The organism is Actinotalea ferrariae (genome assembly GCF_019733465.1).
GTDB classification, from domain to species: Bacteria; Actinomycetota; Actinomycetes; order Actinomycetales; family Cellulomonadaceae; genus Actinotalea; species Actinotalea ferrariae_A.
Map to the genome: position 1 here is coordinate 1 of NZ_JACVQL010000163.1, position 9,091 is coordinate 9,091.

The 9,091-nt window shown below is 75.3% G+C and carries 7 protein-coding genes and 1 pseudogene; 5 read left to right on the forward strand and 3 right to left on the reverse strand.

The features are described 5' to 3' along the window. The 3 genes from ICW40_RS13055 to ICW40_RS13065 form a co-directional block, all read left to right on the forward strand. A partial coding sequence (locus tag ICW40_RS13055; protein WP_374199155.1) for a MinD/ParA family ATP-binding protein occupies window positions 1-946 on the forward strand: 946 nt, incomplete at its 5' end. A 47-nt stretch (window positions 947-993) separates the two neighbouring features. Continuing rightward, window positions 994-1,587, forward strand: a complete 594-nt coding sequence (locus ICW40_RS13060; protein ID WP_308121790.1) for a GNAT family N-acetyltransferase — start codon at window positions 994-996, stop codon at window positions 1,585-1,587. Next, a complete protein-coding gene (locus ICW40_RS13065) occupies window positions 1,584-2,435 on the forward strand; it encodes an SDR family NAD(P)-dependent oxidoreductase (protein ID WP_221654456.1) in 852 nt (283 codons plus the stop codon). Before ICW40_RS13060 ends, ICW40_RS13065 begins: the two co-directional genes overlap by 4 nt. An 81-nt stretch (window positions 2,436-2,516) precedes the next feature. Here ICW40_RS13065 and ICW40_RS13070 read toward each other — a convergent pair whose 3' ends face one another. Then, entirely contained in the window at window positions 2,517-3,110 is a 594-nt protein-coding gene (locus tag ICW40_RS13070) for a protein-L-isoaspartate O-methyltransferase family protein (protein WP_221654457.1), read from the reverse strand. Between the two features lie 89 nt (window positions 3,111-3,199). Between ICW40_RS13070 and ICW40_RS13075 the strand changes: the two genes are divergently transcribed. Then, window positions 3,200-3,637 carry an OsmC family peroxiredoxin gene (locus tag ICW40_RS13075; protein WP_221654458.1) on the forward strand — a complete coding sequence of 146 codons (438 nt, stop codon included), beginning with the start codon at window positions 3,200-3,202 and terminating at the stop codon, window positions 3,635-3,637. 115 nt (window positions 3,638-3,752) lie between these two features. On the opposite strand, the gene ICW40_RS13080 is transcribed toward ICW40_RS13075, so the two are convergent. Further along, a complete protein-coding gene (locus ICW40_RS13080) occupies window positions 3,753-4,961 on the reverse strand; it encodes a zinc-dependent alcohol dehydrogenase (protein ID WP_221654459.1) in 1,209 nt (402 codons plus the stop codon). Between the two features lie 144 nt (window positions 4,962-5,105). On the opposite strand from ICW40_RS13080, the gene ICW40_RS13085 reads away from it, so the two are divergent. Beyond that, window positions 5,106-8,039 carry an FAD-binding and (Fe-S)-binding domain-containing protein gene (locus ICW40_RS13085; RefSeq protein ID WP_221654460.1) on the forward strand — a complete coding sequence of 978 codons (2,934 nt, stop codon included), beginning with the start codon at window positions 5,106-5,108 and terminating at the stop codon, window positions 8,037-8,039. 937 nt (window positions 8,040-8,976) lie between these two features. Here ICW40_RS13085 and ICW40_RS13090 read toward each other — a convergent pair. Next, window positions 8,977-9,091: pseudogene (locus ICW40_RS13090) on the reverse strand (tryptophan synthase subunit alpha); the annotation flags it as partial.

Below are 9,091 nucleotides of genomic sequence, written 5' to 3' on the forward strand. Positions count from 1 at the left end.
GGCGGCTGCCGAGCTGCCGACGCTCACCGACCTGCTCGCCGCGCGTCCCGCGCCGCCCGAGGGTCCGGCCGAGAGCGGCTGGCAGGGGACCGTGCGGCGGATCACCGGCGGCCTCATCGCGCCGCCCCCCGGCCGGGTCGAGCAGGCACGGCGCGGCGCGATCGCGCGGGTGCAGCGCAGCCTCGACGGCCCGAAGACGGTCGTCGTCATCAACCCCAAGGGCGGGGCGCACAAGACGACCGCGACGATGATGCTCGCGGCGACCTTCGGCATGCACCGCGGCGGCTACACGCTCGCCTGGGACAACAACGAGACCCGGGGGACCCTCGGCTGGCGCTCGCAGCAGTCGCGTCACCACAGCACGGCGGTGAACCTGCTCCAGGACCTGGACCGCTTCAGCGACCCGGGGTCGGCCCGCGTCGGCGACCTCGACGGCTACGTCCGCTCGCAGGGCTCCGCCCAGTTCGACGTGCTCGCGTCGGACGAGGACGCGGCGTCGGCGGCCTCGATCGACGCCTTCGCGTTCCGGTCGCTGCACCGCACGCTGTCGCGGTTCTACCGCGTCATGGTCGTGGACACGGGGAACAACATGCGCGCGTCCAACTGGCAGGCGGCGATCGAGGCCGCCGACCAGGTGGTGCTCGTCTCGACGGTGCGTGAGGACACGTCGCAGTCGGCCGCCTGGGCGGTCGACGCCCTGCGGGCCACGGGTCACGAGGAGGTGGTCCGCAAGGCCGTGACCGTCCTCTCGGCGCCTGCCGCGCAGCGCGACGACGCGCTCGCCGACCGCCTCCACGAGCACTTCGGCCGTCTCACCCGCGCCGTGCTCGACGTCCCCTACGACCCGTCGCTCGTCACCGGACGTCCCATCGACTACGACGCCCTGTCGACCCACACGCGCGACGCCTGGCTGCACGTCGCCGCCGCGGTGGCCGACGGCCTCTGAGTGGCGGTCGGAGCGATGCGGCGGCAGCGATGACGGCGCGGGGACCGGTGACGGCGAGCGACCTCCGTCAGGCGCAGGGCGGCGTCCCGGACGCTGCGGCGCCGCGCCTCGCGACCGACGCGGACGCGGAGGCCGTCGCCGAGCTCGTCCACGCCGCCTACCGCGGCGCCGAGAGCACGCGCGGCTGGACGACCGAGAGCCACCTCGTCGGCGGGCAGCGCGCCGACGCCGCCATGGTCCGCGAGCTCGTCGCGGCCGACGACGGCGTCGTGCTGGTCCTCGACGCCTGCCCCGAGGACGTGGGCACGGGTCTGGTGGCGTGCTGCCACGTCGAGCGGCGCGAGACGTCGGCCTACGTCGGGATGTTCGCCGTCCGGCCCGAGATCCAGGGGCGCGGCCTGGGCCGGCGCATGCTCGCCGCCGCCGAGCGGCAGACGCTCGCGTGGGATCGGGCGACCGTCGAGCTGACCGTGCTCGACCACCGTCCCGAGCTGCTCGCCTGGTACGAGCGCTGCGGCTTCCGCCTCACGGGCGTGCGCCACCCATTCCCGTACGGCGACGAGCGGTTCGGGCTGCCGCTGCGCACCGACCTCGCGCTCCTCGGCATGATCAAGCACCTCGACCACGGAGGCACCCCATGACCGACCACCACGCGACCGTCCCGGCACCGCGGACCGCCGTCGTCACGGGCGCCGGCCGCGGCATCGGTCGCGGTCTGGCGACGGGCCTCGCCGCGCGCGGCGTCAGGGTCGCGCTGCTCGGCCGGACCGCCGCGCACCTCGAGGCGGTCGCCGACGAGATCCGCGGCGGCGTCGGCGGGCCGGACGCCGTGGCCGCCGTCGTGCCGGTCGACGTGACGGACGGTACGGCCGTGCGGACCGCGGCCGCGCAGGTCGAGGAGGCGTTCGCGGGAGACGGCGGCGTGGGGCTCCTCGTCAACAACGCGGGCGTGATCGAGCGTCAGGAGGTGGCGTTCGCCGACGACGACCTCGACGACGTGTGGCGCGTCGTCGAGACGAACGTGCGCGGTCCGTTCCTCGTCACGCACGCGCTGCTGCCCGCGATGCTCGCGCGCGGGAGCGGCCGCATCGTCAACCTCAGCTCCGGTGCCGCGTACCGGCCGTCGCCCGCCTACACGGGGTACGGCGTGAGCAAGGCGGCCCTCGCGCGGTTCACGAGCGTGCTGGACGCGCAGTACCGCGAGGCCGGCCTGCGGGTGTTCGACCTCGCGCCGGGCGTCGTCGCGACCGACATGACGGCGAGCATGCCGCAATGGGACGGGCGCACCGAGTGGACGCCCGTCGAGGCGAGCGTGGACCTGCTCCTGGGCGTGATCGACGGCGAGCTGGAGGCGTGGTCGGGCCGCTTCGTGCGCGCCGGTGCGGACACGGTCGCCTCCCTCGTGGCGCACGCGGACGACGTCGTCGCGCACGACGCCCGCCGCCTGGGCTTCGCCCCCTACGGCCCGGACGACCCGATCCTGCCCTGAGGGCCCCGGCCGCGGCGTCTGCCCCCGCAGCCGGCGACGCGCCGGCGGGCATGGCGACGCGTCGGCGGGCGGGTCCGCGCGTCAGCGGAGGGGGACGAAGCGGTAGGCGCCGTGGCGGCGGACGGCGACGTCGTCGGGGGCAGGTCCGCGCCGGTCGACCGTCAGCATCTCGCCGCGCACCGGGATCACCATGCGCCCGCCGACGGCGAGCTGCGCCACCAGCGCCGCGGGGAGCTCCTGCGCCTCGGCGCTCACGAGGATGCGGTCGTACGGCCCGCCGTCGGGCACGCCGAGCACGCCCGGTCGCGCGAGCTCCACCGTCGCCCAGGGCTGCCCGGTCGCCTCGACGTTCGCGCCGCCCCACACGGCGAGCTCGGGCTCGAGCTCCACCCCGACGACGACGCCGTCCTCGCCCACGAGGTGCGCGAGCAGCGCGGTCGTCCAGCCCGAGCCGGAGCCGACGTCGAGCACGCGTGCCCCGCGCGGGGGGTCGAGCTCGCGCAGCATGCGCGCGACGGTGCTCGGCTGCGAGCTCGTCTGGCCGCGGCCGATGGGCAGGGGCTGGTCCTCGGCGGCACGGCGTCGCTCGTGCTCACGCAGGAACCCGGTGCGCGGGACCGCGCGCATCGCCTCGGCGACGCGGTCCCCCCGCGGTGCCCCTGCCGGTCCGGTCATCGGGACGGCCGTCCGTGCGGGGGTGCCGCGCCGTGCCGCCACCGATAGCGTCGAGACGTCCCGTCCATCCGTCCTCCTGGAGGTCCATCATGCCCACCCGTACCGCTCGCACCGCGTGGAACGGCTCGCTCGCCGAGGGCAGCGGCCAGGTCGAGCTGAGCAGCTCCAAGGTCGGCACCTTCGACGTCTCCTTCCCCAAGCGTGCCGCGGACGACGCCGACGGCACCACCAGCCCGGAGGAGCTCATCGGGGCCGCGCACTCGTCGTGCTACGCGATGCAGCTGTCCGCCCTGGTCGGCGAGGCCGGGGGCACCGTGCAGAGCCTCGAGGTCAGCGCCGACGTCGAGCTGCGGCCGGACCCGGCGGGCGGCTTCCGCATCAGCGGCATCGCGCTCACCGTGCGGGGCGAGGTCGAGGGCCTCGACGCCGACGGCTTCACCAAGGCCGCGCAGGACGCGAAGGACACGTGCCCGGTCAGCAAGGCCCTCACCGGGACGAGCATCACCCTCGACGCCGCCCTGTCCTGACCAAGCTGTCCTGACCAACCTGTCCTGACCACCGCGACAGACCGCAGACCGGAGCGTCCCGGCCCGGCACGCCCGCGTGCCGGGTCCGGGACGCTCCCGTCTGCGGGTGGGGGCGTCAGGCGGACGCAGGGAGCGTGGGGTCGAGGACGACCTTGATGCAGCCGTCCTCCTTCTTCTGGAACGTCTCGTAGTACTGCGGCGCCTGCTCGAGCGAGACCCGGTGCGTGCGCAGGTCGAGCACGCCGAGCGGGTCGTCGTCGCCCTGCACGAGCGGGAGGATCTCCGGCACCCAGTGCTGCACGTTGGCCTGGCCCATGCGGAGCGTCACCTGCTTGTCGAACAGCTCCATCATCGGCATCGGGTCCGCGGCGCCGCCGTACACGCCCGAGAGCGAGAGCGTGCCGCCGCGCCCCACGACGGAGATCGCGGTGTGCAGCGCGGCGAGGCGGTCGATCCCGCCGACGTCCATGACCTTGCGGGCGACGGCGTCGGGCAGCATCGCGGCCACCTTGTGCGTGGCCTCGGCGACCGGTGAGCCGTGGGCCTCCATGCCGACGGCGTCGACGACCGACTCCGGGCCGCGGCCGTCGGTCAGGTCGCGGATCGCGGCCGGCAGGTCGTCGTGGTCGCGCAGGTCGAGCACCTCGATGCCGTGCCGGCGCGCCATCTCGAGCCGCTCGGGCACCAGGTCGACGGCGATCACGCGGCCCGCGCCGCGGTACGCGGCGATCCGGGCGGCCATCTGGCCGATCGGCCCCAGCCCGAGCACGACGACCGTCCCGCCCGCGGGGACGTCCGCGTACTCGACCGCCTGCCAGGCCGTCGGCAGCACGTCGGACAGGTACAGGTACTTCTCGTCCGGCTGGCCGTCGTCGGGCACGACGACGGGTCCGAACTGCGCCTGCGGGACGCGCAGGTACTGCGCCTGCCCGCCGGGCACCTGCCCGTACAGCTTGGTGTAGCCGAAGAGCCGGGCGCCCTTGTGGTGCTCGTGGACCTGCGTCGTCTCGCACTGGGTGGTGAGGCCGCGGCGGCAGCTGTGGCACGTGCCGCACGCGATGACGAAGGGCACGACGACGCGGTCGCCCACGGACAGGTGCGCGGTGGCGCCCGGGCCGACGGCCTCGACGTAGCCCATGGCCTCGTGGCCGAGGACGTCGCCCTTGTCGATGAACATGCCGAGGGTCGAGTAGAGGTGCAGGTCCGAGCCGCAGATCGCGGTCGACGTCACCCGGATCACCGCGTCGGTGGGCTCGAGGATCGCCGGGTCCGCGACGGACTCGACGCTGACCTTCTCCGTGCCCTGCCAGGTGAGCGCGCGCATGCATCCTCCAGTGGTCGCCGTGCCGTGGTCGCGTGCGGTGTGGCCGGCCCTCGCGGGCGGCGTGCCCAGGCTGCCCCGCACCGCGCGGCGCCGCACGTCGGACGCCGGGTCCGAGGTGTCGGCCGCGGATGGCAGGATCAGCGCGTGGCGACCACGACCTCCGACGCGACCGGCGCGGCCGCCGCCGGGACGGCGCGGGACCTGCTCGCCGCGCTGCGGTCGGCGGTCGGCGAGGTGGACGTGTCCACGCGGCGCCGTGCCGAGTACAGCACCGACGCGTCCAACTACCGCGTCGTGCCCGAGGTGGTCGTCTTCCCGCGCGACGTCGACGAGCTCGTGGCCGTCACGGAGGTCGCCCGGTCGACCGGGACGCCGCTGACGCTGCGCGGCGGTGGCACGTCCGTCGCGGGCAACGCCGTCGGCACGGGGATCGTCGTCGACACGTCGCGGCACCTGACGGCGATCGGCGAGATCGACCCGGCTGCGCGGACCGCCGTCGTCGAGCCGGGCGTCGTCATGAGCAGCCTGCAGGCCGCGGCGCGGCCCCACGGCCTGCGCTTCGGACCGGACCCCTCGACGCAGAACCGCGCCACGCTCGGCGGCATGATCGGCAACAACGCGTGCGGGCCGCACGCCGTCGCCTACGGGCGCACGGCGGACAACGTGGTCGCGCTCGACGTCGTGGACGGGCACGGCCGCCGCTTCACCGCGGGTCGCGGCGCGGGCGCGCTCGACGCGGTCCCCGGCCTCGGCGACCTGGTGGCCGCGAACCTCAGCACCATCCGCACGGAGCTCGGGCGCTTCGAGCGGCAGGTCTCGGGGTACTCGCTCGAGCACCTGCTCCCCGAGCGCGGCGCGGACCTGGCGAAGATGCTCGTCGGCACCGAGGGCACCCTCGTGACCGTCGTGGGTGCCACGGTCCAGCTCGTCCCGGTGGCGGACGCGGCGGTGCTCGTCGTCCTCGGGTACCCGGACATGCCGTCGGCCGCCGACGCCGTCCCCGCGCTGCTCGCGCACGCGCCGCTCGCGGTCGAGGGGCTCGACGCGCGCCTGGTCGACGTCGTGCGCCGGCACCGCGGCGAGGCGCACGTGCCCGAGCTGCCCGCGGGTGCCGGCTGGCTCATGGTCGAGATGGGCGGCGCGACGCGCGAGGAGGCCCTCGAGCGGGCGCGCGCCATGGCGGCCGACGCGGGCACGACGTCGGCCCGCGTCATCCCGCCCGGCCCCGAGGCGTCGTCGATGTGGCAGATCCGTGCCGACGGCGCGGGCCTCGCGGGGCGGACGCCCGAGGGTGCCCAGGCGTGGCCCGGGTGGGAGGACGCGGCCGTCCCGCCCGAGCGGCTCGGCGCCTACCTGCGCGACTTCGACGCGCTCATGGCGCAGCACGGCGTCGAGGGCCTCCCGTACGGGCACTTCGGCGACGGGTGCATCCACGTGCGGCTCGGCATCCCGCTCGAGCGGCGCGACGACGTGGCGGGGTTCCGCGCCTTCATGACCGACGCGGCGCGGCTCGTCGCGTCGCACGGGGGGTCGCTCTCGGGCGAGCACGGCGACGGGCGGGCGCGCTCGGAGCTCCTCCCGCTGATCTACTCGCAGGCCACGATCGACCTCTTCGGCGCGGTCAAGCAGCTGTTCGACCCGGCCGACGTGCTGAACCCGGGCGTGCTCGTGGACCCGCGCCCCATCGACGCGGACCTCCGCCGACCGCACGCGCTGCCCATCGCGCGCACGAGCGGCTTCTCCTTCGCGCACGACGGCGGCGACATGACGACGGCCGTGCACCGGTGCGTCGGTGTCGGCAAGTGCCGTGCCGACTCGGGCGCTTCCGGCGGGTTCATGTGCCCGTCGTACCTCGCGACGCGCGACGAGAAGGACTCGACGCGCGGCCGCGCGCGCGTGCTGCAGGAGATGGCCAACGGCACCCTCGTGACGGGCGGCGCGCGGTCCGCCGAGGTGCACGAGGTGCTCGACCTCTGCCTGAGCTGCAAGGCGTGCTCGAGCGACTGCCCCGCGGGCGTCGACATGGCGCAGTACAAGTCCGAGGTGCTGCACCGCTCGTACCGCGGGCGGCTGCGGCCGCGCACCCACTACGCGCTCGGCTGGCTGCCGCGGTGGTCGCGGCTGGTGGGACGCCTCCGCGCGGGCGGCCTCGCGAACGCCGTCCTCGGGGTGCGCCCGCTCGCCAAGGCCGTCCTCGCGGCAGGTGGCATGGACACCCGTCGCTCCGTCCCGGCCTTCGCCTCGACGACGTTCCGCCGCTGGTGGTCCTCCCAGGACGGTCGTCACCACGGCACCGAGGGCATGGGGGAGGCGACGGCCGGGGCGACGTCGCACGCGACCGGCGCGACGGATCCCGCGCGGCGGGTCGTGCTGTGGACCGACTCGTTCAGCGACGGGTTCGACCCCGACGTGCCGCGCGCGATGATCCAGGTGCTGCGCGCCGCCGGGTACGAGGTGATCGTGCCGGACCAGGACGCGTGCTGCGGGCTCACCTGGATCAGCACGGGTCAGCTCGACGGCGCCAAGGCGCGGCTCGGTGAGCTGCTCGCGGTGCTCGGGCCGTACGCGGTCAACGGCATCCCGATCGTCGGCGTCGAGCCCTCGTGCACCGCGGTCCTCCGCTCCGACCTCGTCGACCTGCTGCCCGAGGACCCGCGTGCGGTCGCCGTCGCGCGGGCGACGCGCACCCTGGCCGAGCTGCTCACGGCGCCCCCGCCGGTCGGTCCGGACGCCTGGGAGCTGCCGAGCCTCGCCGACGTCACCGTCGTCGCCCAGCCGCACTGCCACCACCACTCGGTGATGGGGTACGACGCGGACCGTGCCCTGCTGCGGGCCGCGGGGGCGACGGTCACGACGCTCGCGGGCTGCTGCGGGCTGGCCGGGAACTTCGGCATGGAGAAGGGGCACTACGAGGTGTCCGTCGCCGTGGCCGAGCACGCGCTGCTGCCGGCGCTGCGCGAGGCGGCACCGGACACGGTCCTGCTCGCGGACGGCTTCTCGTGCCGGACCCAGGCGCAGGACCTCGCGGGAGCGCGGATGACCCATCTCGCGCAGCTGCTCGCCTCGCGCCTGCCGTGACCACTGCGGGATTTCTCGTAGTGGTACGGGTGCCCCCGCACGCTTTCGACACGGAGCAGTAACTTCCGCCGAACGGGGCATTCCGGACAGACCACCGCAGACCGTAGGCTTCGGGCGGTCGAAGAGCCCCCGCTCTACCGGAAGCGCATCCCCCATGTTCCAGGTCGAAGGCACGAGATCCGTGGCCGTCCACCCGCTCGAGCCCGCCACCAGCGCGTTCACCCGAGCGGCGTCCGGCGTGCTCGCCGAGCACCTCGACACCCTGCTCGGCGAGCGGCTGCTGCCGATCCGCCTGCGCAGCGGCGACGAGGACGAGCCCTACCTGCTCGCGGTCGACGCCGCGGGCCAGCCGGTGGTCGTCGAGATCGTGCCGGTCCTCGACGAGGTCGCCGTGATCCGCGGGCTGCGGTTCGCGGGACGGGCCGCGGGCATGAGCGCGCAGGACTTCGCCGCGGTCTACCGCGGCGGGCCCACCCGGTTCGCCGCCCACCTCGCCGCGTTCCGCGAGACGGTGCCCGCCACGACGCTGCTCCCCACGACCGTCCGCAGCGGCGCGCGCCTCCTGCTCGTGTGCTCCGCGATCGCGGAGGGGATCCAGGAGATCGTCGAGTTCCTCCTCCAGCCGGGCTGGCAGGTAGACATCCTGCAGGTCGGCGTCGTGCCCGGCGCGGACGGCGCGCGCATCGTGGACGTCCATCCCCTGAGGCGCACGCCGCCGCCACGGCGTGCGATGGAGCCGACGTCGCTGCGCATCGTCCGCCACACCGACGGCACGAGCACGCACACGACGACGCCGCACACGCCCGGGCAGTACGGCGCGGCGCCCCACGGCCCCGAGCACCAGGGCCCGGCGCACCACGGCCCGGCCTCCGCGCGCCCGACGACCCAGCCGCAGTCGCAGGCGCAGCCGCAGCCGCAGCCGCAGCCGAACGTGCAGCCGGACCCGGACGCCGCCCGCGAGCGCGTGCTCGACGGCGCGCTGGATGAGCGGTCCGTCCATCACGGGGTCGGAGTACGGGACCCCGAGCTCGACGACGTCGACGCCGGCGTCG

What these genes read in the sequence shown, in the direction of transcription:
- ICW40_RS13065 (WP_221654456.1), top strand. Translation starts at nt 1,584, where the DNA reads ATGACCGACCACCACGCGACCGTCCCGGCACCGCGGACCGCCGTCGTC.
- ICW40_RS13070 (WP_221654457.1), bottom strand. Translation starts at nt 3,110, where the DNA reads ATGACCGGACCGGCAGGGGCACCGCGGGGGGACCGCGTCGCCGAGGCG.
- ICW40_RS13075 (WP_221654458.1), top strand. Translation starts at nt 3,200, where the DNA reads ATGCCCACCCGTACCGCTCGCACCGCGTGGAACGGCTCGCTCGCCGAG.
- ICW40_RS13080 (WP_221654459.1), bottom strand. Translation starts at nt 4,961, where the DNA reads ATGCGCGCGCTCACCTGGCAGGGCACGGAGAAGGTCAGCGTCGAGTCC.